This window comes from Kosakonia quasisacchari (genome assembly GCF_004331415.1).
GTDB lineage: Bacteria > Pseudomonadota > Gammaproteobacteria > Enterobacterales > Enterobacteriaceae > Kosakonia > Kosakonia quasisacchari.
This window is the reverse complement of the sequence record NZ_SJOP01000006.1, coordinates 123289-147534: the sequence shown is the minus strand read 5'-3', so window position 1 is coordinate 147534 and position 24246 is coordinate 123289. Positions and strand designations below refer to the sequence as shown.

Genomic DNA, 24246 nt, shown 5'->3' with positions numbered 1-24246 from the left:
TTGTGGCGTCGGGGCTTTTTTATTGCGCTAATTCTGCGGCAAATTGCCGCAACTGATGTTCAGCACTTGCGGCTTCTGCCGCCATCCACGGGCTGAAAGCCCAGGGCGCAGCGTTGAGCGCACGCAGCAATGCATCCAGTTCAACCCACTGATACTCCATTACTTCATCGCTGTTTATTTTAAGCGACGATACAATCTCTGCGGCAAAAACCGGGCATATCTCATTTTCGACAATGCCTGAAGGATCGGTTTCCCGGTAACGGAAACCCGGTGCGATGGCGGTGATAGTGGCGATTTCAGCACCGATTTCGTAGCGGCAACGGCGGATAATCGCCTGCTCGACGGTTTCTCCCATTTGCGGATGGCCGCAAACTGAGTTGGTCCAGACGCCGGGCCAGGCTTTTTTACTCATTGCGCGGCGGGTAACCAGACATTCGCCTGTCGGGCGAAAAAGCCAGGAGGAGAAAGCCAGGTGCAGTGGTGTGTGCGATGTGTGCGCGGCGTATTTTTCCTGCGTGCCGAGAACCTCTCCCTGGTCGTTAAGCAAAATAACGTGTTCTTGAATAACCATAACGACTCCCGAACATAACCACGCCGGGCGATGCTGTGAGTGACAGGTTAGGAGAGTGCGATCTCGCGGTAAGTCACGCATAGCGCCACCGGGCAAGCGCTAGTATATCCGAGGCTCAGATAAAAAGAGTGGCCCAGAGAGCGGAAAAGGACATCACCAGCACCAGATCGGGAAGCATGTTTACCTCCGGCAAGGGCTTGATATTACACATTCGCATCTCGTACGCCACCGTGATTAAACCGTCCGCACAGGAGAAGTCGCCCATCCTATCCCAGGGATCATATGCAGGATAAAGACCGCGCGTGGCACCTGCCGATCGGTTTCGTCAAGCGGGCGGTCATCCGAAGGTGATTATGCATATCACTCATCCGGGGGGATTCTGGAGTGGCTGGCGTCAGGTCTCGCTGCAGCAACGCTACTGCCCCCATCGGAAGTCGACGCCGACAAACTCAGCCATTGCCATGTGGTGAATGTGTTTCCCTCACCGCAGGTATTTTACCCGGCGCTGGTGAAGATGCCCTCCACGCCTTATTTGCCGGAGATAATGGAAATCGTCGCGCAGGGTTACCCGATTGCGCGCAAGTCAGTTTGAAGGGTTTAGCAACCGGCGAGCGGCTGGTATGATATGTCGCCATTTATTCTACTCGAGGATCTGTTTTGCGCGCAGGATGCCTGACGAAAAGCCCGTTTCGTATTGTCGTTTGCCTGGCAATCAGCTTGCTGCTGGCGAGTTGCGCCGGAAATAACGCGACTTATTCCGGTTCCGTTTATACGGTGAAGCGGGGCGATACGCTGTACCGCATATCCCGTATTACCGGCACCAGCGTAAAAGATCTGGCCAGCATGAACGGTATTTCGCCGCCGTACACCATTGAAGTGGGGCAGCGGCTGAAAGTGAATGGGGCGTCAAAAACCACTTCATCTTCGACAAAATCGGGTACAAAGACTGCGAAAGTGGTGCCTTCTTCGCAGGTTCCGCTCGCGTCGTGGCCGCCGGTGGGGCAGCGCTGCTGGCGCTGGCCGACAACCGGAAAAATCATCATGACCTATTCCACGTCTGATGGCGGGAACAAAGGTATTGATATTGCCGGGACACGTGGTCAACCGGTTTATGCTTCCGGGGCCGGGAAGGTGGTCTATGTCGGCAATCAGCTGCGCGGCTACGGTAATTTGATCATGATTAAGCACAGCGAAGAGTACATTACCGCTTACGCGCATAACGACACGCTGCTGGTTAACAATGGGCAGAGCGTGAAAGCCGGGCAGAAAATCGCCACCATGGGCAGCAGCGACGCGGATTCAGTGCGCTTGCACTTCCAACTGCGCTATAAGGCGACGGCTATCGATCCGCTGCGTTATTTACCGCCTCAGGGCAGCCCACCGAAATGCTGATGAGTAAAGCTAACAGGCGGTCGCCCGGCCTGTTAGCTTGGGTACCGGTCTGGAATTAATTGTTATGTGTGTCTTGCCCGCCGAAGATATTCGCACGGCTGGTTGAGGACTTACCGTTGCTGTAGTCAGTATCCTGGCCGTCGAAAATGTTAGCCCGGCTGCTGGAATGGCTACCATCGCTGTAATCGGTGTCCTGGCCACCAAAGATATTGGCTCTGCTGCTGGATGATTTACCGTCATTGGACGTCGTATCTTGCCCGCCAAAAATATTGGCTCGGCTGGTTGTCATTCTTCCGTCGCTGTAATTGGTATCCTGCCCACCGAAAATATTGGCCCGGCTGCTGGATGTTGTGCCATCGTCATAGCGGCAATCCTGCCCACCAAAAATGTTGGATTGGCAACTATCCGCCAGTGCAGTATTCAACGAACCCGTCAAAATAATAAATCCCAAAACCAACGGCTTAGCATTCATAGCGATTCTCTGAAATGAGGGGGAAAACGGGAGCTATGCTATGCCTGAAAGCGTAACGCGGGAGGTTATGTTGTCCTAATTTTCGCAACAAAATGATGGCGCTACACTTCGGAGAATTAATTGCTTAAAACTCCAGCAGTTACCCGTAAACTCGCCTTGCTCTCACGCGCTAAGAGGTTATAATGCCTGTCGCACTTCAATGCGGGCGTAGTTCAATGGTAGAACGAGAGCTTCCCAAGCTCTATACGAGGGTTCGATTCCCTTCGCCCGCTCCAGAATTCACCTAACGTATTCATTCCTGAGCCTTTTTCTGATTCATACGTGACGGCGCTCGTGATCCTACTACAAAGGGTTCATACAGCCGATGGCGCAGCGTGATAATCTCTATCGACGTCCAAGCGGTATTTATGTTCTGCGGATCACCGTTCCGGTTCGTTATCGTGCCCTGATAGGGCAGCGTGAAATTCATGCATCTACCCGCACAACCCACCTTGCAAATGCCAGAGCTATTGCCGCGCGTTTGCTGGAGAAGTGGTATGCGTCTCTGGAAGAGTTCAGGCAAGTGGATAAAGAGAAAATCGGGGGTAATGCCCCATTGTTGACTGGCGCTGGCAAAATCAGCCTGGCGTTGTTTTGCGATTCGTTTGGTGTTGGGCTTGAGACTGTCGTCCAACATCTTCTGGCAGACAATGTGCCGCTTTATGCCCTTGTGTCGAATCAGCGTGGCTTCCTGATTGATGATTTCAGCACGCTTGACCGTGATCCTGACACGCATGGATTCGTTTTAAACAACGTTGCGCATGACGGTGCCGAGGCTGCGGTAAACGGTTATATGCAGCTTTACCAACCGCAGTTTGCGCTTGTTGAATTGCTGAACGGACGAAAGGTTGAGGCCACTGCATTCAGAGCTAACAATGGCAATCCGCTTTCTCTCTGGCTGTTGGATTTACCCGGGGTGACGCTGAACGCAAGTTCTTTGTTCATCAACAACGTGCAGGCTGAAAAACTACGTAGCGCCTGGGATAAGGCGCTTACGAAATCAGAGCCAAAATTAAGTGCTCTGCCATGTGCTCCGGCAGTTGTAACACCAGCGATTCCTGTGGCCGCTACCATCAACCCGTATTGCAACCCGACATATGCGAGCATGACTGTTTCAGCATTGCTGGAAGCGTTTTTGGTCTATAAAAATACGGGTGATATCAAGTTGGCCAGTGAGGGGAAAATTCGTTCCAGAATTGAACACTTCACAGAGGTCATGGGCGATTTAACTCTAGGTGAACTGAATCGTGACGTAGTGAAAGATTACGTCACCAAAATGCAGAATATGCCCGGTAATCTGTATTTGATGCGGCGAAAATACAAGATTTCAGATACGCAAAAGCTTATTGAAATAGCGCTCGCTGATGGCCAGGCAGTTATGAGCCGAGATGCCATTGGCAGGCATATTGAGTCACTGGGTTCTATGCTCAAATGGGCGAAGAGTGAACGTTATCTTTTTGATAACCCTGCTGAGAATGTTCTGGCTCAGCGCCGTGTGATGGTGCGTGAGCAGGATCGCCGCGACCTCTTCACCGATGATGAACTAGTGCAAATTTTCTCGGCTGACTGGTTTAAGAAAGGCGCGGGAACGCCCAATCAATACGGACGTTATACAAGCTTCCGCCCGTTTCACTACTGGTTGCCTCTGCTGGCATTATATGTGGGCGGGCGCATCAATGAGCTTTGCCAGCTTTATCTGGCGGATATTCGCGAAGATAAAAACGGTATTGCCTATATTGATTTTAACCTTGATGCGCCGGATAAGGTGATGGATGAAGAGGCACAGGCTGGCGGCGATAAATCATTAAAGACGGTGAATGCGATCCGTCAGGTTCCAATTCATCCGCGACTTATCGAACTAGGGTTGCTGGAGTATGTAGATGCACTGAAAGCTGCCGGGTATGATCGTCTTTTCCCTGAGTTGAAGCACAACAAAATCAAAGGATATCGTGCCGGCGCCTCAAAATGGTTTAACGAAAACTACTTTGGCAAAGTCCTCGGGTTCCCCCGTGACGGTAAGAAAACGTTCCATTCACTGCGGCATACTTTCATCAATGCTCTAGACGAGTTTGAGAACAATGAACGCACGATTGCGCAGCTTGTTGGACATGTTCGTGGCAGCACCACCGCGATGACAACCTATCGCAAGGATGCTGATGTGGGAGAGCAATTGGGCGTGATTTCACAGCTTAGCTACAGTCTGCCTGATATTGCGCAGTTTGATTCGCAAGCGGGTATCAAGGCGGTCATCAATGCGCGGCGCAGACATAAATCATAGGATGTGACAAACGCGCCAAGAAGCTTTGTGGCACGTTTTTTATCAAGGGTCGTGGATTTACAGTGCAGAATTTGGAAGCGCTTAAAACGCGTCTGGAGAAGTCATTTGACCTACGATTGCACCCGCAGCCCGTTCACACTTTCCGTCGAGAGGCTGATCACTGTTTTCGTGCAGGTCTCTATGCTGCCAATGATGTCTTGACGCGGGCCATTGCGCCAGTCATCACTCGCATAAAAGGCATCAAGAACCGTAGCCATGCTTCCAGCACTGTCAAAGGCGCGAATCAGGTAGTAGCAATCCGAGTCATGTAGCGAGTTACCAAACGATACCACATCGATCCCGTGGCGCTGGTGTAGGGGAACGCTGATTTCCTGCATGATGGCGTGAAAATCAGTTCCGGTTCCTTTGCGTAAGGTGTATTGCAGTATTTCGACGGTTCTCAAGCGTTATCTCCGTTCATTGTGTTTGGACGCTTCCTTGATGGAGGCGCTAAACTGAATTGATATGTGAAGCTAATACCAATCAGATGTTATTTCGTCAGCAGAAGCGCGATATGTGAATCAGGTGCGCAGGGAGGATCTCTGGTAGTATGGGTTGGTTTTGCTTCATTACCTAATTTAATGATTTTTAAAAGGAATGGTAAGGTATATATGCGGTTAGTAACAGTCGTTCCTTACAATAATCAATGGCCCGAGATTTTCGAGTTTGAAAACTCATTATTGCTGATGACTCTCGGCAGGGTGATTTCTAAGGTTCATCATATTGGCAGCACGTCAGTGCCCGGGTTAGCAGCAAAACCCGTTATAGACATACTGCTGGAAGTCACTGACTTAAAAGAATTAGATCGTTGTAACGAAAAGATGAAACAAGCCGGATATGTTGCTCGTGGTGAGAATGGTATTCCAAATCGCAGGTATTTCACCAAGGGGGAGGAGCAGCGTAGTCATCATGTGCACGCTTTCGTCAGCGGTGATATGCAAATCGCTAAGCATCTAGCGTTTCGTGATTACTTGATAAATTACAAAGAAGTAGCGGATCAGTATGCCGCTATAAAACGTGCTGCGGCGCTGGAAAGCGACAATGATATTCATCGCTATAGCGCTCTTAAAGCAGACTTCATCGCAAATCACCTTCGGTTGGCTCTTTTGGATTTAGATCTATAGTCAAAGTGTGATATCGCGGGTTTCTGGAATTGTTGCTTGCACTGCCACTATAAGGACGGCTTCACCGCTGCGGAAATTTTCGGACGCAATGCCTGAGAGGGGCGCTTCCAAACCTAGGAGATCCACTTTTCGGCGCGACAATTTTTCCGGTAGCTTTTGTCATATGGGTTAGGGGTTCTGGTGGGGGTTAAGCTAAAACCTCAAGACAACAAGAACTTGGTTCTTGAGTTGTCTTCTTTTCTTAACTTCTTGTTTTGTTTTATATGTTTTATTAAACCTCTTTTCTGGGGAGCAAAACTAGCCCTAAGGGCCAATGCGATGTGTTGCAGTGAGGCACTTGGCTAATCAGGCTTCCAGAGTTGTAACCTCTTTTCTGGGTCCCTGCTTGGATCGGCGATGTGAGCTACTCTGCTTTAAAAAAGGCTCACAACGTAAGCCCTTTGCAAAACATGATAACTCGCTATTCTTATTGGCTGTGCAAGTCCAAGACTCAGCACCTTACACAACCTCACGCACCCTGGCATACGCCGCCTTTCGGAACCAGACCAGTGGGTAACGGTGCGCCCGCTTTAAACCCCGGCTCCGCTAGTTGCGGAGCCTTGTTGATACGCCATTTTGGGTAAGCGTCTGTATACCAAAACCCCAAAATGTATACTGATAGTAACATTTTGAATCTTTTGTGCAAGCATCTGTCATTTACGGCGCCACTCATCAAGGGTGAGAGTAAACAGCAAACTGGGTGGGGCATTATCTATGTCGCTGATCTCTCTGACATACTTTAATCCTGCTTTCGTCAGGACTTTTTGTGATGCAAGATGATTTCCTCTGACGACACCCGAGATGGCTTCAAGCTGAAGTTTTTCGAATCCATAACGAACGGCATAGCGTGAAAACTCAGTTGCCAGCCCTTTACCCCATGCTTCGGTAGCAAAACGATACCCGAGATTGTTGATGGTAATACCGGCGTAAGTGCTAATGCTCAACCCACCAAATCCAATCACCTTTTCTGGCGCTTCATGCAAAGAGATTGCCAAGTTCCCGAAAGCATTTTCCTTCCAGTGGCTAACCCAGCGGTCCAAGACTGTCTTTGCATGAGTTGGATTCGAATAAGGGCCAGCCGGGTTAAAAGTGTTAGTGGCAGGATCGCCATAAATCCTGAATAAGTCATCAACGTCAGATGTTGTAACCGGTCGTAGAGTCAGGCGTTCTGATTGTGTGCGTGTCATGTTCACCCTTATTTATATGATTGAAGCAGATGTTATATCTCACTTGAGTAGAGCCATGCCAACAAACGACCGTTTTCCGGCACCTTCCAATCGCGTGCTTTCACACTGTTAGAAAATTAGCCTTGGCTTTTCTGGCAGGCCATCCTAAGTTGACACCGTTTTCTGGCAGGGGCCGGATGAGGAAATGACTATGGCGATTTTTGGCTACGGGCGTGTTTCGACATCGCAGCAGGATACTGAGAACCAGCGTTTGGAACTTAAGCAGTCTGGGTGGCAAATTGATTACTGGTTTGCCGATGTTGTTAGCGGGAAGGTTCCGGTAATGCAACGTAAAGCGTTTTCTGAAATGCTCAATAAAATCCGCGATGGTGAAACGTTGGTGGTAGCGAAGCTTGATCGTCTGGGGAGAGATGCGATTGACGTCCTGCAAACGGTAAGGGCGCTGGCTGACCGTAATATCAAGGTCATTGTTCACCAGCTTGGCGCGACTGATCTCACCTCCGCAGCGGGTAAGCTTCTGTTGTCGATGCTGGCAGCGGTTGCGGAGATGGAACGTGATCTGCTGATTGAGCGGACCCAAGCGGGTTTGTCGCGGGCAAAAGCCGAGGGTAAGAAGCTGGGAAGACCGTCCAAAATCGCCACAGAAGCCCGTAGAGCGATTATCGAGAAAAAGAATATTGGAACCAGTGTCAGTGCTTTAGCGCGTGAATACGGCGTTTCTAGAGCAACGATAGTGACTATTGTTTAAGTTATTGAATGGGTTATTTTATGTGGCTGCTAGCTGACAGCTATTGCAATAAGTAATCGATAGCCGTCAGCGATTATTTAAGTTAACTCTAAAACTTGATGTGAATTTTAAACAGGTTTGCTAAATTCTACATGCACCGTATAAATTTCGTCTTCCTCATTATTAAGTGTCACCCCTGCACTTGCCGAAGCATTAAACAGATTGGCACCAATTCCTGCTTTCCCCTCTTGGCTTGAAGAAAAAACAGTTTTCTTTTTCAGTTCTAACTCTGCACTAAGACATCCACCGTTTTCTCTTGCAAATACAATTGCCTCCCATGAAGGCTCAAACGATAACCAACTAAACTGTGATCTATCTATTTGAGTGTCTTGCTTCCATTCACGTTCAGATAATTTAATCACTCGTTTATTTGTATCAATTCCTACAGAGGCTGAATTAGTTGATATTTCGGCCTCGCCTGAACCGTAAGGAATCCCAGCCTCCAGTTTTGCTTTTACTGAATTTGATTTTTTTTCTACGCTTTCTTTATGAAATTCAATCTTGGTTGCACCTAGGGTTACAAATACTCTAACCATTTCGGCTTCACGTTCTTGTAGTAAAATATCATCAAGGTTGTCACTCGGGATGTATAAGTTTTTTTTAGTTTCGTTATATTCTGAAAGTGGATGCCTAATATATGCTAAGTTAACTTGGGGGTGCCCAGGTTGAAAATGGTAATTTTTATGCGCTGCCATTTCTGGTGTTATGCTGATACGTTTTAAATATTTATCAAATGAGTTTGCTGATTGTTTAAGGTTGACTGCTGAAATATCACCTTCATCTTTTTTTGTGAATAATTGATATAATGAGTATGCGGCTGGAGCTGCGTTAACGAGGACTGCAATAGGCAATGGGAGTAATCGGGCTGCTATAGCAAGTGATAAACTTGCAAATTGATTATTTAAAATATTATTTTCTTTGTCTTCTGTTTCTTTTCGGTTTTTTATTGCTGAGGCGTTTTTGCTATTCCTTGCCGTTTTTTCAAGTTCAATTTCTTCTCCGTTAGTAATTAAAGTGGTGATTATATCTTCAGTGGAGTTCTCATCAAATAGTTCTTCTTCTACAATGAATATTAAATTTTGCATGCCTTGCCTCCTATCATAATAAATGTGAATGCTTGTGTTTTAGAAGACTACCTTTTTTATATCGAAAACTCCATATACATATTGACCTCCTAAAGTCAAATCTGCTTCAAATTATTCAAAGGAGGCCGCGATAACGTCCCCAGTGTTGGCGTTGAAAATACAAAAGTATTGCAGCGGGGTCTGCATTCCCTGCCTGTTGATTGCCTTAGCCCGTTGTCCAAATGCCTGAATCGTTCTCTTTTTCTCATCGTGCCATAGGTAAGTGTCGAAAACTGATTGCGCTTCGCTTTCCTGCCACACATGGCGAAAATTCGCTTTCTCATCCATTACCTGTTTGCACTCCTTGACCGGGTTGTGGTGCGTTTTCGCATAGCATTCAGGGCTGTTACCTGAACATAAGGCATTTTGTTTTGTTAGCGGTTGTTCTGCACCTACAGCGGAAAAGGCGCATACGCCCAGCACCAATGAGAGAGTGCCCAGAGCCCCCCATGCAATTGCGCGTAGCGTGCTGATCTGCCGTTTTGATACAACATGAGCGACCACACTATAGCTGGCCCAGCTAAGCGCGGCTCCCGCTGCAATCGGTAATAAAAAGTCTGCTCCCGCCATGATTCCCTCACTTTCCAAACCACATCGCGCCTGATAGCGACCGCTGGTGACGCCCAACCGATGATGATCATCATACTTGTTGGGTTTTAAATGTCACTATTGGTGTTTTTTTTGAATCAAAAAGGATTGTCATGATACAGGCGATGAATGCGAGTGACTAAGCTCGCTGACGTGAGGGTGGATTCAAAATGTCTCATATGGAGCGTGGCCTTACAGTGGTCAAAATTGCACATTCAGTGCATGAAAAAATCCCTGAGAATACAGTTTGGCGAGCGGGTAAAAGAACTGCGCATTGCCACCGGAATGAGCCAAGAAGCGTTTGCTGATCGGTGTGGATTCGCACGTAGCTATATGAGCCGCATTGAACGCGGTGGTTCTAATGCGTCTCTGGATGCGATTGAGGTGCTGGCTAACGCTCTCAGTGTTGAGCCGTGGCGGTTGTTAGCGCCTGAATCATCTGAAAATAATGACCTAGATCTGTTAGTTCCATACGCGGCCGATGGTTCGTGTTTTCACCCCGGACTCGCGAGTTCGAGAGATGGCTCCTTCGGTGTGGGTGATAAGACCGCTCAGAAGCGCTTTGGCACGTTTTCCGAAGCCCTTGAGTATCTCCGCAGCATGGAGACGGCAAAATGGCGCAGGCCCAATCCTAGTGGCAACTGGGGTATTGTTTCGGCGGTGCGGTGGGACAAGCTGGGAAAATAGCGTCAGGTGTAAGGTTAAGAATTCTTAGGCTGTGTGAATGAACAGTATTCATTCAATCCTGATAGCTTTCCGTGTCATCTGCTTCTTTCTTCCTATGACAGTTAATAAAACATCAAAATACAGGTGCGTTACGTAGGCGTTACAGTGGCGTTTATCTGAGAAGAGAACTGATATAATGCGGGGTTGAGGTAGATGGCTTTTGAAATTGTCACGACAGTAATAGCATCCTCTACGGCATTAGTAGTTGCAGTTGTTGGCTACTGGTTCACAAAAAAACGTGAACGAGAAGCCGAGTTACGAAAAGAACGCTTAGATCACTATAAAGAACTTGTTTCAAGTCTGAGCGACATCCTTGAAGGCGATAATAATTTTCAGGGGCAAAAGAGGTTTGCGGTAGCTTGCAATAACCTGAATCTCGTTGCTCCCGTATCGGTGCTTAAAGCCCTACAAGTGTTTCAGGACGAAACAAAATCAAGCAATCCGAGCCGAACTCTTGAACGTCATGATCAGTTGCTGTCGTTGCTGTTGGTCGAGATGAGGAGAGACCTTAATATTTCATCTGACGGTGAGTTGATGTTGACCTTTCGGTTATGGGCGCCAGGGAAATCCTTATGACACAGCCAACTTTTAGAAGGGTCCAAAAGAGCAACCCTCATCAATTAGCTGTTGATCAACATATCCATGCGGCGCATTGCATAAGAAAGTTTGCAGATGAAAAGGGGACTGTCGCCGTTTTTGATAAATCTGTTTCTCGATGGGTGCAGCGTAAACCAGATGCCGCAATTTTTTGTGCTAAGCGAGCTTGGGATCAACGCTCTGAAAAAGGCTATATGATCAGTATCGAAACCGCTTTTTTTAATGTCATAGACAACATCGATACACCTTTTACTGACAGAAGGCATGACGATATTAGCCGTTACTATCACTTGTGGCGTTTACGAGGACTAGCAAGGGACAAGGAGAGACATGATGTGCATTTCAACAACGGGATCGGTCACCATTTATCTATTGATGAACAAGAGATTCTAGAAAAAAATGGGTATAGCTTCATTTTAGAAAATGGCGGCCTGTTACACCACCTTGCATCGGCTATTGAGATTCAAGTAATGCTGAGCAAGATTGCTCGTCATATGGGGCATACTAAGTGGGGGATATTAACTGCGAGTAGAGGGGAGTTTTTAGTTGCTGATTACTACTCTGGAGATCTTGAAGGTTTACAGCCTTTTATCCCCATATCTCCCCATCATGCATTTTTTGCGAACATTACCGATAGGCACATTAGCATTCAGCAAGTGCGCGAATTAAACCGTGCTTCTGTTGCATCTTCAAAAAACTACTACTTTTGCCGCAGCCTTGATAACTGCCCGCTTTAAGGTATAAAGACTTTGCAAAACGTTGTAGTTCTTCCTACAAAACCTTCCTACAATGCATCAGGTTTTTGTTAATAAATCCATGGGATTACGAGACTTTTGGAGCGGGGGTGATTTCCCTTCGCCCGCTCCAGAATTCTCCCCTTTCTTACAAAACACCGCCAAAAGTTGGTTTGCATGTGTTTTGCTATCAATAAATTACTAAGCATGAGTTGTTTTTGCTCCTTCGACCATTGAACAACGAACCAGCAACTCTGGCATTCGGCTTGTATTGTCTAAATTCCGGAAGAAAGGGAAAGGCTGGATCTATCCAGCCTTTGGCGGTCATCTTACTTTCTTGAAGATGAGTAAGACTAAAACAAGGCAAATAGCACTACCGAAGAATGCTATGAGAAAGAGGTTATCAATAGAACGGGTTAAGTCGTATGTGATCGCCTCGCATACACGAGCTTCCATTATTCCTGTCGAAGGAGCGCCTTGGTATTTTATGGTTAAGCTATAGTCAAGCAGTGGGATCATTAGGGCGACAGAGTAGATGGCGAAAACTAAGGCAACTCCTCCCCATCTGAGGGCTATCTTTGCTTTATTCGTCATCGTGATGCAGCCTTCCAAATCATCGTACCTTTTTAAAGATAATTAAGATCAGCGGGACACAGATCGCAAAGCCAAAGAAGGCGACACTAAAAACGCCGTTTGTAGCTTGCATAACTGAATCAACCGCTTGGTAATACTCTTTTAATGGAACAGGGTTTGAAACAAGGGTTTGATTTTCAGAGAAAATCGCGAATGCTTGTAAGGCTACAAACAGCCCGAAGAAATAGCTTAAGGTGACAAAACAAATTCCTCCCCATCGGAGGATAGTTTTGGTTCTACTCGTCAACGTCATAAGATCCCCCTAATACACCGCCAAAAGTACCGCTGGAATACTGCGATAATGAATCGCCAGTAGCGGCGACTTCCGCTGCAATGTGCCGAACTTTGCTCTTTGGCGACTCTTGGTAGAGCGGTAAATTGTCCTTATTGGGATACACTTTTTTAAACTCGTCCGTCATTTCAACAACTGTCATTGATGAGAAATCAGAACTTTTTGTCTCGAGATAACGCTGTAATGAGAGAGGAATTGTGAAATCTTCTTCTAACTCGATAGGAATCTGCGTCGTGGTGGATGTGTAGCTGTGTTCGAATACCGTCGATCCAGCAAACTTGATCCCCTCGACAGAGTGAGTGGTACAGTTATTCCCCGTTACGTCGTACTCATCAATGGTGTGGCCTCTTCGCTTGGTTGTTTCTTTCATCTCAGATGTTTGAATCGCTGGTTCACCCTTGTTCCAAAGATATTCAAAAAATTGCCTCGTTTTCGTCGGGTCAGCGTCACCTATACGGAATGCTCTTGCGCCCATCCGATACAGTTCGACCCTATAATAAACCCTCGCATCTTCACCTTGCAGAAAGTCTAAAATCCCATCGCCAGTTAGATTCCCTGGGCCTGTCCTGCCATAGCGACCATAGGTGTAGAGATAAATCGAATTATCTTGATGCACAGAAACATAAGCATGTCCTGCATCGGTGATTTCAGTCCAGATATAAACGCCGTTTAATAGCGGGTTATCTTCTGGCTTACAGGTGTCAGCAACGTTATTTTTCTTCTTCACTGCCTGCGCATGTTGTTCAGGCTCTGCAATTTTTGCAGGTTGAGGAGGAGGAGCGGCTGCAACTAGCGGGGCAGTAACAGGAGTGGTTTTAGCTGATTTTGCTTCTTCAAGCCGATAAGAAGCATATGGAAATGATGAAATAAATCTTGCTCTACAGGGACATGTGCTTCGGCTATGCAAAGTCCCTGCTGCTGCAACACCATAAATCCAGTAATCGGGTATACCCCCCGCGATGTGGTAGATCTTTCCATCTTTACCACATGATACAGAATCACCATTTCTCGCAGTCGCAATCCCTCCAAGGCTATGATGCGGAGAGCCTGAAAGAATACTACCGCCGCATGTTGTCTTATCGCCAATACGTAGAAAATAACCAACTGGCATAGAATCATCCTTAATGAATTTTATTTACAGGGATACTTACGAAAGCATTTCGATTTACCTGTTATTTCCATCCTAACCATCCAGAGAAACACTAATTGTGATACCCAACTAACCGGCTGATGAACCTAAAATAGAGGCGCATATCGCCAGTTATTTTTCCATTATATTTCTCTCCTCTGAGTATGGTTTGTTCACTCTTCTGTCGGGTGATTATTCTACAAATACGTATCCTGATTTTTATAGAGAATATGCTTAAGTTAAATTCTGATTTTTAAAGACCATCAGGAGAGGCGTTTCAATTGTTGCCGTTAGGTTCTCTGTTCGATCATGAACGCCAGTCCTCATGTTTTTACGCGTAAAGTTTTATTCGCTGCTGCCGTTACTATGATCAATGGACTTCAGGAGTATTGCGCATGCTTCGCCCCACTTTCACCGGCTCTCTCGATCTTTACGCGTCCTCTTCCGCCAAAGGAGGAACGGTGCGTGCTCACGAGTCTATCCGCACCAATGAAACCGTTAACCCCACGCCTGCCAGCATTGTGACGCTCAGTCCGGAGGCGAAAGAGTATTACGAAAATTTGCAAGAAAACCTCAATACGCTCAATCGCTTTACGCAGGAAAATGCCCAGAACAGCAAAGCGAATGCGCGCGCTAAACTGGAGGCATTGAAACGGGAAATCGCCCGCCTGAAAGCGCTGGCCATGTTGTTTGGCGGCTCCGGGGGCTACATTATGAAACAGCTCAAACAGCTGTCATCTCAGCTTGGACAACTCGCTTCCCAACTTGGGCAGAGTGATAACACGGGTGCAGGAAACAGTGCCGATGCTAACGCTTCCAGCGCAGCGCAGGTATCCACCGGGGAAAGCGATGAACCAGCCATAAAAGCGCAGGCTGCATCTGACGCTGAAGTCAGCGACGAAGAAAATCCGAGCGAAAAAGAAAAGTCGGCCGAGGTCGCGGGCGTACAATCCCATATCGATAACGTTATCAATACGCTACAAAACGCCAGCCAGAGGCAAGAAGACGCGCGCTCCCTGAAAGAGGCGCTCCGGGAGCTAAAATCGCTGCTGTCACTGATTAAAAGCAAAATGCGGGAAGAGGGGAAAGCGTCTGGCAATGAGCGCAACGATATTGCCTCTATTGAGCAGAATCTTAACGACAGTGGAAATGTCATTTCGCAGATGGAGTTAACCCCAGCATTTTAAGCACGCGGATCCATGTCGTGAAATGCTGAATGTAGTGCGCGCTTATGCAACTATAGATATTCGATTTTGTCGTGTAACTTTCTGTTTTTCATTTATAAAGAATGTATTATGCGACACCATAAAACAGTGACTCCTGTTTTCTTTGATAAATTTAAATGTGTTGGCCCAGATTGTTTAATTTCTTGCTGCCATAGCTGGAAAGTATCCATCGATAAAAAAACGCACCAACGCTATTTATCCTCATCTAACCCTATCATTGCGACTATTGCGAAAGAAAATCTGATTCCGGTTCATAACGGAAAACATGAATACTCGGTCATAAAATTGAATGAAGATAATCAGTGCCCGTTTATTGATAAAAATCGGCTTTGCATGGTTCATCGTGATTTAGGTGAAAAAGCGTTATCTCACACCTGTTCATCCTACCCGCGCGGCGTACGGAAATACGCCGATGAAATGCGTCTCTGCATGACGCTCTCCTGCCCGGAAGTGGTCCGCCAGGTACTTTTCGACCCGCAAAGCATGCTGCTGCAAGAGAAAACGGCACTGATTTTCCGGTCAAAAGTGAAGCTACAGGAACAGCGAAAACCACGGGACCAACTGAGCCATCTGGTACATCTCTTCGCCTGGAATCTGGTTCAGGCACCGGGCAACAGTATTGAAGAGAATATGATGGCGCTGGCGCAGTTTATTCTCTATCTGCAAATGCTCAACTTTGATCTGCAAAATAACCTGGCCGAAGTGGAAAGCTTTTATTCAGGGCTGGTCGATGAATTACAGAACGGCCGAACGCTGCTTCGTGCGCAAAATACCGCTCGCGCCGTCACGATGAAAGTAAATGCGTTAGCCGTGATGGGCACGCATGTGGCGAAACTTTCTTCGCGCGATCCGCTGATTTCACAAGGGCACCTGCAAATCGCTGAATACCTGGCCATTACACCAGAGATGGGAACCGCAGAGTTGAGTGAAAAATTTGCAGCGCTTGATCAGCAATGGGAACAGCTGTGCAAACATTCCTGCCTGGGTGAACCGCATGTGCTGAGGAATTACTTGCTGTACAAGCTCTATGAAAGCGATTTTCCCGGCACGAATACGGCGACAATCTTGCGCCAGTTTTATCGCATTGTTCTGGATTATTTTTATCTCAAAACGTTCCTCAGCGTACAGTCGCTGCATGTTGAGATAGACCAGCCACTGGTGATGAAAACGATCGCCAGTTTTTCTGAAAAAACCATGCATAACAGTACCGTCAATAAAGGCATAGATACTGCGATCGATACGATTAACGGCGGTGACGATCTCTCCTGCCTGCTGCTGATCGGTTAACAACGATGGGGCTTGCTATAAGCCCCACACAGACAAAACCGTTGGCAACCTGGCCGCATTGTTGCTACGTTGCCAACATGACTGTTAAATATTCACCCCATTTATCTATTGCGAGCATTATTCGCACCGTCAATCGACCGGTGGGATAACGTTTGTCCATTTTCCCGCCAGCACGGCGGGGCCTTGCTGGCAGCAATCTGCGAGGTCATTTTATGAATGTTTGTTCTGCTTCTCCTGCAACACTCCATCTTCTGTGCGGCAAAATCGCATCGGGTAAATCGACGCTTGCCAGCGAGCTGGCAAAAACGCCGTTTACGGTGGTGCTGAGCGAAGATAGTTGGTTGTCGCTGTTATTTAAGGATGCGATGACCACCGTTGAGGATTACGTTTTCTACTCGGCCAAATTAAAATCCGCCATTAAGCCGCACGCCATCGCGCTGCTGCGTGCAGGTGTCAATGTGGTTCTCGACTTTCCTGCCAATACGCTGGCCAGCCGCCAGTGGATGATGTCTATCGTTAACGAATCCGGTGCGCCGCATTTGTTGCATTATCTGCGGGTTAGCGATGAGGTTTGCAAAGCGCGTTTACGCCAGCGAAATGCCGCAGGCGACCATGATTTTGCCGCCACCGACGAGCAGTTTGCGCTAATTACCCGTTACTTTGTCGAACCGACTGAACAAGAAGGGTTTCATATCGTTCGTTATTGATAAAACGCCAAAGGGTGCGTAAAAGTAGAGCGGCTATGCTTACTTTTCCAACACCAAAAAGAACAGGGGCAATGTCATGGATAAGGAACTGCTGGACGCGGGTTACCGCGTCTATACAGGTGAAAAGATTGACGTTTATTTCAATACGGCGGTCTGTCAGCATGCGGGAAACTGCGTGCGTGGGAGCGCAAAGCTTTTTAATCTGAAACGCAAACCGTGGATCATTCCTGACGAAGTGGATGTCGGAACGGTGGTGAAAGTCATTGATACCTGCCCGAGCGGTGCGCTGAAGTACCGCCACAATTAAGTGAGAAAATCATGGAAATTCTGGAAGGCCACAACAAGTTTTACGTGAATGACGCCCAGGGAACGCAGGTTGCCGAAATCGTCTTCGTTCCCACCGGGGAGCATTTAAGCATTATTGAACATACGGATGTGGACCCAAGCCTTAAAGGGCAAGGCGTAGGCAAGCAACTGGTTGCACGTGTGGTGGAAAAGATGCGTGCGGAAAACCGTAAAGTCATCCCGTTGTGCCCCTTTGCCAAACACGAATTTGACAACACACGCGAATATGACGATATCCGTGCGTAAATACTAATACCGGCAGTGCCGGTATTTTTTTTAACAATTTCATTAATTATTGCCGTGCAATCCAGTAAATAGCTTTTGGTTTTCTTGCTTTATTAATTCACAATTTCAGAATTTATCCATTTTTAGCAAGATGCTTGTTTCCTTATTGGTGAAGGTGTACGTGTTTCGTTGCTAATAACTATGAAAAACCCATTGTGCGCTGGCTGCGTTTATCGTCGCAGCATGCGTTTTTCCGTGTGCTTTATTTTCTGTCAAACTAAATAGAACATTATTTGATGAATTAAGGATGTGGTATGTCTGTAAAGAAAGATTAAAACATACCGTTGTATTTCCTTGCGAGATTGCTTTTGTTTGTTATTTATTTCGGGTTACTCGTTGTTTGCGCTGAACAATATTAAAGAGAGCGTGGCGGGCTTCGCGCTGGGGTTTTATCAATATGATTCGCTTGCTCAGACGAGCGCGCGTTTGCGGCTTGATGACCTGACGCCGGAAGCTAAAAATGCGCCGCTGGTCGAGCAGTTGGCGGGGATCGCGAAAAGCATGGATCAGTACGCGCAGCAACTGGCGGATGTCGTGTCGTTCTTTACCCTTGATGAGCAGAAGAACACACAGTCAGTTCACTGACCGCGCCATGGTTTTTGCAAAACCGTATTAACTTACCCATCCGTTCCCTGTATAGCGAAGTCGCAGGGAGCGAAATACAGGTAACGCTCAGGCTTCGCCAAACCGTTTATCCAGCGGAAAGACAATGGCCTGCGGCGCGTTGCCTGTACACTTTATCCACGCACTGTTATCTGATGGCTGCGCTGCCAGAATGACGCCTTGTTCACGTAAAAAAGCCACGAAGTCGCTGAATTCATGCGCGTTAATCGCTCTCGGTTGCCAGAACGTTTGCAGGTTATCGGAAAAGATCGGTTGCAGCGTCAGCGTTGGCTGCTTGCCGCCTAATTGCAGGATTGCCACCAGACTATAGGGCAGGACATTACGCGCCTGGTATTCACCGTTGCTGTTAAAAACCGCGTTTCCCAGGCTGTAAATTACCCAGCTTTCGCCAACGCGTTCCATATCGCCTGCCATGTGCGCGCCCGCGCCGATAATCAGGTCGGCACCCGCGCGGACCAACTGTTCGGCTAACTGGCGTTGTTGAGCAACCGTCCATTGATAATCCAGCCCCCAGTGCGCCAGCACGATAAGTGTGGCGGGGTCTTCATGCGCTTTTTCACGGCGCAATTGCTCGATAAGTCCACCGCTTATACACGCTACCCCGGCGCGACGCGGCTGGGCGTAATAGGCGCAATCTTGCTCCATATAGCGGCGAAACCAGTAGGCGCTATAAAACATAAACCGCTTGCCGCCCACGGTCAGTAACAGCGGCGCCTCTGCTTGTCGCGCATTCATGCCGGCACCGAAGGTGATCATTCCCTGTTGGCGAAACGCCGCCAGCGTTGTGGCAAGCCCGGCAGTCCCGGCATCCAGTGCATGGTTGTTTGCCAGCGTTACGGCATGGACGCCGTGGCGTTTCAGGGCTGCCGTTGTCGCGGCCGGATCGCCCGTCAGGCAAAACGGTTTACGACCGATAAGATTGATATCCGCGGTTGGCGCCAGCGCCGCTTCCATATTGGCAATCGTCAAATCGCTTCCCGCCAGCATTGGGGTAAGACATTGAAAACTGTGGTCATAACCATAACGTTGCAAGGCATCATCCACGCCTTTTCGCTGCCGCCGTGCGCTATACCACTCGCCAAAATAGGTATCGCCCAGCAGGGTCACCGTGGCGCAGGTTTTCGCCAGGTTCACCTGCGGTATTTCAGGCGATGGTTCGTCTGCTATGCCCTCGGCTTTTGCCAGCAATCCATCCAACAGATAATCGAGATGAAAGGCGTCCACCGCGCCTGCGGCGCACGCCAGCCAAAGTTGGTTATTGCTGCGTTGCAGTGCAAACCCCCAGCATGGCGCGCCGCCAGCGCTATAACTGTAGCTGGCCCGGCCGTCGGCCTGAATATTGCCGGCTTTACGATAGCGGCGTCCTGCCAGCACCATTTCGCTTTCGCCAAACCAGTGCAGCAAATGGGGAAAGCGTTGGTAGAAGTGGTTTAGCAGCGTTGCGATATCGTGCAATGAGGTTTGTTGCCCTTGCCGCAGACGGCCCGACACATTGTTGATATGCGTATGTGTCAGGCCAATTGTCCGGGCATGGTTATTTAAGCGAACCGCATCTATGCTCAGAAGGCGCGCCAGGTTGACGGCGGCGTCTCTGGCATTGTGGATGAGTAACCCCTGTACCAGCGTTTTCACACTGACCTGCTGCCCGGTATTCAGCCCCAGTGTCGCGCCATTTTGCACAATGTTTTTAGCAACCTCGCTTGCAGCCACCGTCTCTTCAAGCCGTAAAGTTTTATCCTTCACCCGGGTTGCCAGCCACGTTGCCAGTAATAAATGGCTAAGGTTGCGCGGCGCTAACGTGGCCTGGGCGTGGCGTAACTCTTGCTGCTCGCCGGTTGTGAGATTCATAAGCAGGGTGGCGGTTTGATCCGGCTTTAACGTCGGGGCGCGGCGCTGAGAGAAGGTTTTCATCAGCCCGACAATACGGTGAAAATCGGAGTCGCTGACGCTGCCTTTCACCAGCACGATATCCCCCGCCTTGAGGTTTGCCATTACCGCATCCGCCAGGGCATCAATCTGCGAAAAATGGCCGCCAACCCGCCCGGCGGGCAACACATCGTTGAGATACTGCATTTCCTCACCGTGCAGCCAGACAGTATCAAACCCCGCATCGAGTAGCGGTTTTGCCAGCGCGATGTGACTCTCTTTAGCTCTCTCGCCAAGGGTTGCCAACCGCCCAAGCACGGCGATGCGCCGCTGGCCGGGCGCAAGGGGGTAAAGTGCGGCGACGGCAATGGCATTGCGCATCGAAATCAGTGTCGCATTGTAGTTATCGTCAATGAGCGTCGCGCTGCCCCCCTCGGGCAAAGGAAGTTGTGACGTCTGCAATTTGCCGGGTTTATTGCGAAAATCCGCCAGCCGTTGGGCCGCCTGGTGCGTATCAAGACCGAGTAAATCCAGCGTAATCAGTGCCGCCACGGCGTTTCCCGCCATGCCTTTGCCTGGCGTATTGAGCCGGCAGTGAAGGGGCGCGCCGTGCAGCAGAATGCTCAGGCCAGTGTGGTCAGGCGCGGGCTGATAGTCGACAATGCGCACGTCAGCCTGCGGGTGAAAACCGTAGCTCACCACGCGCGCGCCGTAACGGAGTGCTTCCTGATACACGAACGCATACTCATCCATATCGCGGTTAATTATCGCGTAGCCGCCCGGCAGAATACCGTCGCACAGCCGTACTTTAAAACGCGCGGTATCACGCGGCGTTTGCACGTCGCGCCCAACCTGAGTCATGCCTATTTCGGTGATCACCACGATATGCGGTTTGATGCGTGGCCCCACGCCGCCGGTGCGCATCCAGAGCGCGGAAATCGCCACTTCCAGCGCCACGTAAGCCGGGTCGGTAATGCAGCGGGCAAGGCTGACCAGGGTGCCTGTGCGTGTGTTGTGATTGCCCTGCGTGCTCACCGTGGTGCCTTCTGCCGCCAGCAGCATATGCAACAGATCTTTAGTGGAGGATTTCCCCACCGTACCGGTGATGGCGATGATTTTGCCGTTCATCCGGCGGCGGGCTTCATCGGCGAGCAGCGGCAAGACGTTGTAACTGTTTTCCACCACCAGTTGCGGAAAATCCTGCGGGAGATCAGGGAGGTAACGTTGAACAATCGCGCCACAAAAATGGCGGTAGCGTTTCGTTAACACATCATGTGTATCCTGCCAGCCGGCATAAATGCCCCGGTTTCCTGAACCCTGGTGCCAGGTCTTTTCGTCCATAGCGATAAACAAACACTGCCCATACTCGTTTTGTTTATCGTAGAGCGTGAGCGCGATGTTCTCCGCCCGCCAGCCTGGTGGCGGTGCGACACGCCATTTGACGCCCAGTAATGCCTCCAGTTCGGCGCTGCGCCAGCCGCGCTGCCGCCTGTTAGTGATTTGCGCATCTGTTGACATAGCGGATACCCGGATTGCCTTGCAGATTGTGATACTCAGGTGGATACGCAGGGGATTCAACCAACATAACGCGATGCCCTTTTTCGCGTAATGCCCGCGCAAATTTCACCTGAAGTTCAAAAGGAGTGTTGCTGTCGAGCAGATTGCCGATCACCACGATCAGACGCTGCGAGTCCGGCATGATGCCGTCAAGGTGATACAGCGGATCGTAAGGTGCCGCCAGCCCGGTGACATCTTTGTTCTCATTGCTTTTTTCGCCACGTGCCTGACGTAACGTCTCTGCGCGGTTAAGCAGATCCCAGGCACCCGAAGTGAGAATGGCGCAGCGAATATCGCGGCGACCGAGCGTGAGCAATGCCGATGCTGCTGTCGCGCCGCCGCTGTGGCCGGTCAGGATAAATTGTTGAATGTGGTAGCGAGCGCGTAGCGAATCCAGCGTGGCATTCAGCGCGTTGAACTCTTCCGGCTGCCGTCGGCGATAGTGATTACCACTGGAGCCGTAAGTGCCTGGACGAGCGACAATCACCACCGGCAGTTTTGTCTTTAGCGCGAGCTTTTGCGCCTGCCTGCGCTGCGCCGTGGCGGTATTGGCAGGAATGTTTTGCGGCGCGCGCTTGATAAACGTTTCGCGATCGCCGCTGAAAACCACTACCACGATCGGCGCATTTTGCAAAACGCCGGCCGAAAAATAGCGCATACACGCCTTACCGCCGTCGTACTCCACCCACAGTTGATCCGCTGTCGACGGGCAATTTTCCGCCACGGCTTTTTGATTCCACAGCAGGGGCGCATCCGCGTGGGCAAGCAGCACCAGCAGAGAAAAAAAGAGCATACCTATGCGTAATATCACCGACATTGCCAGCCCCACGGTCACAGGATTGATCAACCGAATGTGCGGTTCTGTAATCAGCGATTATTCTGATGAGAGAATCTGTCTGCCGGGATGTCGCTGATCTGAAGGAGCCAACATGTCACTCAGTCATCTGCTTTTGCAGCTACGCCACGCTGCCGAACAGTTGGATCGTAGCCCGCTTTCCGAACCGCTGCCTGGCTGGGTCATTTTTTTTAGCGTCTGCGACGGTAAAACGCGCGCGTATACCCGCCAGGCGCGCGGTGCCAGTTTTGGTGAAGCCTGGAAAAATGGGGCGCAGGCGCTGCAACACTGGCAGCAAAAGCATACTGCTGAGGCCTGTTGGCTGCGTGTTGATATTGTCGACCGGGTTGAAGCACTACGCTGGGCCGAGCTGGTGGAAAAACTAAAGGCAACCAAGCGCAATTACTTCCGTTACGGGCTGAGTTTTGATGCCGCGTTTCACTACGCAGCGCTGGAGCAGGAGATTGCCGCTAACGCCTTGTTGTATGACGGTACACAAGGGGTTGCCACGCCGAATGCTAACAATCTGGCGCATTTTTCCCGCAGACGTTTTGGCGCGCGCATTGAGTGGCCGCAAACGGCGGAGCAGCCGATTTGGCGTTTCACCACGCGCGCCTGGTTTTGCGACGGGACGACGACATGGCCTGTCGAGTTTGCCGGGCGCAACGCCGGTTATCGTCAGCTTGCACACTGGCAGGAGCAACTGGAACCGATGATCTTCTCGGCGAGCGATTACCTGGCGCGGCAGGTCACGCCTTCCGGGCGGTATGACTATGGCTGGTTTCCCTGCTTTGACCGCGCCATTCCCACCTACAACGCGTTACGCCACGCCAGTTCAACCTATGCGTTGCTGGAAGGGTGGGAAGTGACACGCAACGAAAAACAGTGGCAGGCCATTGAACGCGCGCTGGCGTACCTGAGCAGCGAGCTGATTCGCCGCTACACGTTGCCGGACGGCAGCGAAGCGGATTTTCTGGTTGATACCGGCGATGAAATCAAACTTGGCGGTAACGCGGTGTGTATTCTGGCAATGGCGAAATACCACGCACTGACGGGCAGCGATCGCGACATTGCGCAAATGAACCGGCTGGCAAATGGCATTGCCTCGATGCAGGACGCGCAAAGCGGTGGATTTGTACACGTACTGCATGCCGCCGATCTCTCGGTGAAAGCGGCGCAGCGTATTATTTACTATGACGGCGAAGCGGCGTTTGCGTTGATGCGTTTGTACCGCATCACTCAGGAACCGCGCTGGCTTGCCTGTGTTGAACGTGCGCTGGAAGATTTTATCGCCCGGCAACACTGGCAGGCGCATGATCACTGGTTAGGGTACTGTGTCAATGAGCTGACGCGCTATCAACCGCGCAGACGTTATTACCAGTTTGGCCTCGACAATGTGCGCGACCACCTTGATTTTGTCCTTAACCGGGTGACAACCTACCCAACGCTGCTGGAGCTAATGATGGCGGCCGCACAGATGATCGAAAGGCTTGCTGGATCTGAACACCGTGATTTGCTTGACGGTTTTGATCTGGCGCGTTTTAACCTGGCGCTGGAAACCCGCGCCCGTTACCTGACCAACGGTTTTTTCTGGCCGGAGCTGGCGATGTTTTTCAAAAACCCGGCGCGCATTGTCGGCAGCTTTTTTATTCGCCATCACAGTTACCGTGTCCGGATCGACGACGTTGAACATTATCTTTCCGGGTATATCGCATATCGTAAGGCGTGGCTGCAACAGCGGTCGGACTATACTCGTTAGCACG

Annotated in this window: 24 protein-coding genes, 1 tRNA gene and 2 pseudogenes; 16 read left to right on the top strand and 11 right to left on the bottom strand. The window is 49.6% G+C overall.

All coding sequences use genetic code 11. The features are described from left to right. Positions 1 to 19: 19 nt before the first annotated feature. Positions 20 to 571 carry an isopentenyl-diphosphate Delta-isomerase gene (gene idi, locus E0L21_RS08520; RefSeq protein ID WP_131408507.1) on the bottom strand — a complete coding sequence of 184 codons (552 nt, stop codon included), beginning with the start codon at positions 569 to 571 and terminating at the stop codon, positions 20 to 22. Between the two features lie 115 nt (positions 572 to 686). Beyond that, positions 687 to 871 (bottom strand): annotated as a pseudogene (locus E0L21_RS25470) (hypothetical protein); the annotation flags it as partial. A gap of 20 nt (positions 872 to 891) precedes the next feature. On the opposite strand from E0L21_RS25470, the pseudogene E0L21_RS25210 reads away from it, so the two are divergent. Then, a pseudogene (locus E0L21_RS25210) lies at positions 892 to 1163 on the top strand (LysR family transcriptional regulator); the annotation flags it as partial. A gap of 65 nt (positions 1164 to 1228) precedes the next feature. Further along, positions 1229 to 1963 (top strand): amidase activator ActS, encoded by a 735-nt coding sequence (actS, locus tag E0L21_RS08510; protein ID WP_131408505.1) that lies wholly within the window; start codon positions 1229 to 1231, stop codon positions 1961 to 1963. A 55-nt stretch (positions 1964 to 2018) separates the two neighbouring features. On the opposite strand, the gene E0L21_RS08505 is transcribed toward actS, so the two are convergent. After that, on the bottom strand, positions 2019 to 2435 hold the full coding sequence (locus tag E0L21_RS08505; RefSeq protein ID WP_131408503.1) for a hypothetical protein: 417 nt from the start codon (positions 2433 to 2435) through the stop codon (positions 2019 to 2021). 201 nt (positions 2436 to 2636) lie between these two features. Between E0L21_RS08505 and E0L21_RS08500 the strand changes: the two genes are divergently transcribed. Both E0L21_RS08500 and E0L21_RS08495 read left to right on the top strand, forming a co-directional pair. Beyond that, a tRNA-Gly gene (locus E0L21_RS08500) sits at positions 2637 to 2710 on the top strand. A gap of 89 nt (positions 2711 to 2799) precedes the next feature. Continuing rightward, the gene (locus E0L21_RS08495) at positions 2800 to 4752 is read left to right on the top strand and encodes a site-specific integrase (protein WP_131408501.1); all 1953 of its coding nucleotides are present in this window, start codon (positions 2800 to 2802) and stop codon (positions 4750 to 4752) included. Between the two features lie 110 nt (positions 4753 to 4862). On the opposite strand, the gene E0L21_RS08490 is transcribed toward E0L21_RS08495, so the two are convergent. Beyond that, entirely contained in the window at positions 4863 to 5195 is a 333-nt protein-coding gene (locus E0L21_RS08490) for an NIPSNAP family protein (RefSeq protein WP_131408499.1), read from the bottom strand. 207 nt (positions 5196 to 5402) lie between these two features. Between E0L21_RS08490 and E0L21_RS08485 the strand changes: the two genes are divergently transcribed. Then, on the top strand, positions 5403 to 5915 hold the full coding sequence (locus tag E0L21_RS08485) for a GrpB family protein (protein WP_131408497.1): 513 nt from the start codon (positions 5403 to 5405) through the stop codon (positions 5913 to 5915). Between the two features lie 692 nt (positions 5916 to 6607). Here the strand turns inward: E0L21_RS08485 and E0L21_RS08480 are convergent. After that, a complete protein-coding gene (locus tag E0L21_RS08480) occupies positions 6608 to 7141 on the bottom strand; it encodes a GNAT family N-acetyltransferase (RefSeq protein WP_131408495.1) in 534 nt (177 codons plus the stop codon). Positions 7142 to 7331: 190 nt separating this feature from the next. Here E0L21_RS08480 and E0L21_RS08475 point away from each other — a divergent pair, with 190 nt between their 5' ends. Beyond that, entirely contained in the window at positions 7332 to 7889 is a 558-nt protein-coding gene (locus E0L21_RS08475; RefSeq protein WP_131408493.1) for a recombinase family protein, read from the top strand. A 107-nt stretch (positions 7890 to 7996) separates the two neighbouring features. On the opposite strand, the gene E0L21_RS08470 is transcribed toward E0L21_RS08475, so the two are convergent. After that, a complete protein-coding gene (locus tag E0L21_RS08470; protein ID WP_131408491.1) occupies positions 7997 to 9013 on the bottom strand; it encodes a hypothetical protein in 1017 nt (338 codons plus the stop codon). A 111-nt stretch (positions 9014 to 9124) separates the two neighbouring features. After that, positions 9125 to 9622, bottom strand: a complete 498-nt coding sequence (locus E0L21_RS08465; RefSeq protein ID WP_131408489.1) for a hypothetical protein — start codon at positions 9620 to 9622, stop codon at positions 9125 to 9127. Positions 9623 to 9862: 240 nt separating this feature from the next. Between E0L21_RS08465 and E0L21_RS08460 the strand changes: the two genes are divergently transcribed. The 3 genes from E0L21_RS08460 to E0L21_RS08450 all read left to right on the top strand — a co-directional run bounded on the left by E0L21_RS08460 (position 9863) and on the right by E0L21_RS08450 (position 11700). After that, positions 9863 to 10327 (top strand): helix-turn-helix domain-containing protein, encoded by a 465-nt coding sequence (locus E0L21_RS08460; protein WP_131408487.1) that lies wholly within the window; start codon positions 9863 to 9865, stop codon positions 10325 to 10327. A 192-nt stretch (positions 10328 to 10519) separates the two neighbouring features. Further along, positions 10520 to 10942 (top strand): hypothetical protein, encoded by a 423-nt coding sequence (locus tag E0L21_RS08455; protein ID WP_131408485.1) that lies wholly within the window; start codon positions 10520 to 10522, stop codon positions 10940 to 10942. After that, positions 10939 to 11700, top strand: coding sequence for a hypothetical protein (locus E0L21_RS08450; protein ID WP_131408483.1), 762 nt, complete (start codon positions 10939 to 10941; stop codon positions 11698 to 11700). Before E0L21_RS08455 ends, E0L21_RS08450 begins: the two co-directional genes overlap by 4 nt. Before the next feature lie 610 nt (positions 11701 to 12310). Here the strand turns inward: E0L21_RS08450 and E0L21_RS08440 are convergent. Further along, on the bottom strand, positions 12311 to 12583 hold the full coding sequence (locus tag E0L21_RS08440) for a hypothetical protein (RefSeq protein ID WP_131408479.1): 273 nt from the start codon (positions 12581 to 12583) through the stop codon (positions 12311 to 12313). Beyond that, the gene (locus E0L21_RS08435; RefSeq protein WP_131408477.1) at positions 12567 to 13733 is read right to left on the bottom strand and encodes a PAAR domain-containing protein; all 1167 of its coding nucleotides are present in this window, start codon (positions 13731 to 13733) and stop codon (positions 12567 to 12569) included. The genes E0L21_RS08440 and E0L21_RS08435 overlap by 17 nt, the downstream gene beginning before the upstream one ends. Positions 13734 to 14146: 413 nt before the next feature. Here E0L21_RS08435 and E0L21_RS08430 point away from each other — a divergent pair, with 413 nt between their 5' ends. The 6 genes from E0L21_RS08430 (at position 14147) to E0L21_RS08405 (ending at position 18186) form a co-directional block, all read left to right on the top strand. Beyond that, positions 14147 to 14938, top strand: coding sequence for a hypothetical protein (locus tag E0L21_RS08430; RefSeq protein ID WP_131408475.1), 792 nt, complete (start codon positions 14147 to 14149; stop codon positions 14936 to 14938). A 108-nt stretch (positions 14939 to 15046) separates the two neighbouring features. Further along, positions 15047 to 16264 (top strand): flagellin lysine-N-methylase, encoded by a 1218-nt coding sequence (gene fliB / locus E0L21_RS08425; RefSeq protein WP_131408473.1) that lies wholly within the window; start codon positions 15047 to 15049, stop codon positions 16262 to 16264. A 212-nt stretch (positions 16265 to 16476) separates the two neighbouring features. Further along, positions 16477 to 16971 carry an AAA family ATPase gene (locus tag E0L21_RS08420; RefSeq protein ID WP_131408471.1) on the top strand — a complete coding sequence of 165 codons (495 nt, stop codon included), beginning with the start codon at positions 16477 to 16479 and terminating at the stop codon, positions 16969 to 16971. Between the two features lie 76 nt (positions 16972 to 17047). Next, a complete protein-coding gene (gene yjdI / locus E0L21_RS08415) occupies positions 17048 to 17278 on the top strand; it encodes a 4Fe-4S mono-cluster protein YjdI (RefSeq protein ID WP_131408469.1) in 231 nt (76 codons plus the stop codon). An 11-nt stretch (positions 17279 to 17289) separates the two neighbouring features. Beyond that, complete coding sequence (locus tag E0L21_RS08410; RefSeq protein WP_131408467.1) at positions 17290 to 17562, top strand: GNAT family N-acetyltransferase; 273 nt, start codon at positions 17290 to 17292, stop codon at positions 17560 to 17562. Positions 17563 to 17913: 351 nt separating this feature from the next. After that, positions 17914 to 18186: a hypothetical protein gene (locus E0L21_RS08405; RefSeq protein ID WP_131408465.1), complete on the top strand. Its 273-nt coding sequence runs from the start codon at positions 17914 to 17916 to the stop codon at positions 18184 to 18186. Between the two features lie 87 nt (positions 18187 to 18273). On the opposite strand, the gene E0L21_RS08400 is transcribed toward E0L21_RS08405, so the two are convergent. Together E0L21_RS08400 and E0L21_RS08395 are read right to left on the bottom strand one after the other, a co-directional pair. Then, complete coding sequence (locus E0L21_RS08400; protein ID WP_131408463.1) at positions 18274 to 21609, bottom strand: CapA family protein; 3336 nt, start codon at positions 21607 to 21609, stop codon at positions 18274 to 18276. Then, complete coding sequence (locus E0L21_RS08395) at positions 21584 to 22465, bottom strand: alpha/beta hydrolase family protein (protein WP_235855208.1); 882 nt, start codon at positions 22463 to 22465, stop codon at positions 21584 to 21586. Before E0L21_RS08395 ends, E0L21_RS08400 begins: the two co-directional genes overlap by 26 nt. Positions 22466 to 22577: 112 nt before the next feature. On the opposite strand from E0L21_RS08395, the gene E0L21_RS08390 reads away from it, so the two are divergent. Continuing rightward, positions 22578 to 24242, top strand: a complete 1665-nt coding sequence (locus tag E0L21_RS08390) for a Mur ligase (protein ID WP_131408461.1) — start codon at positions 22578 to 22580, stop codon at positions 24240 to 24242. Positions 24243 to 24246 lie beyond the last annotated feature (4 nt).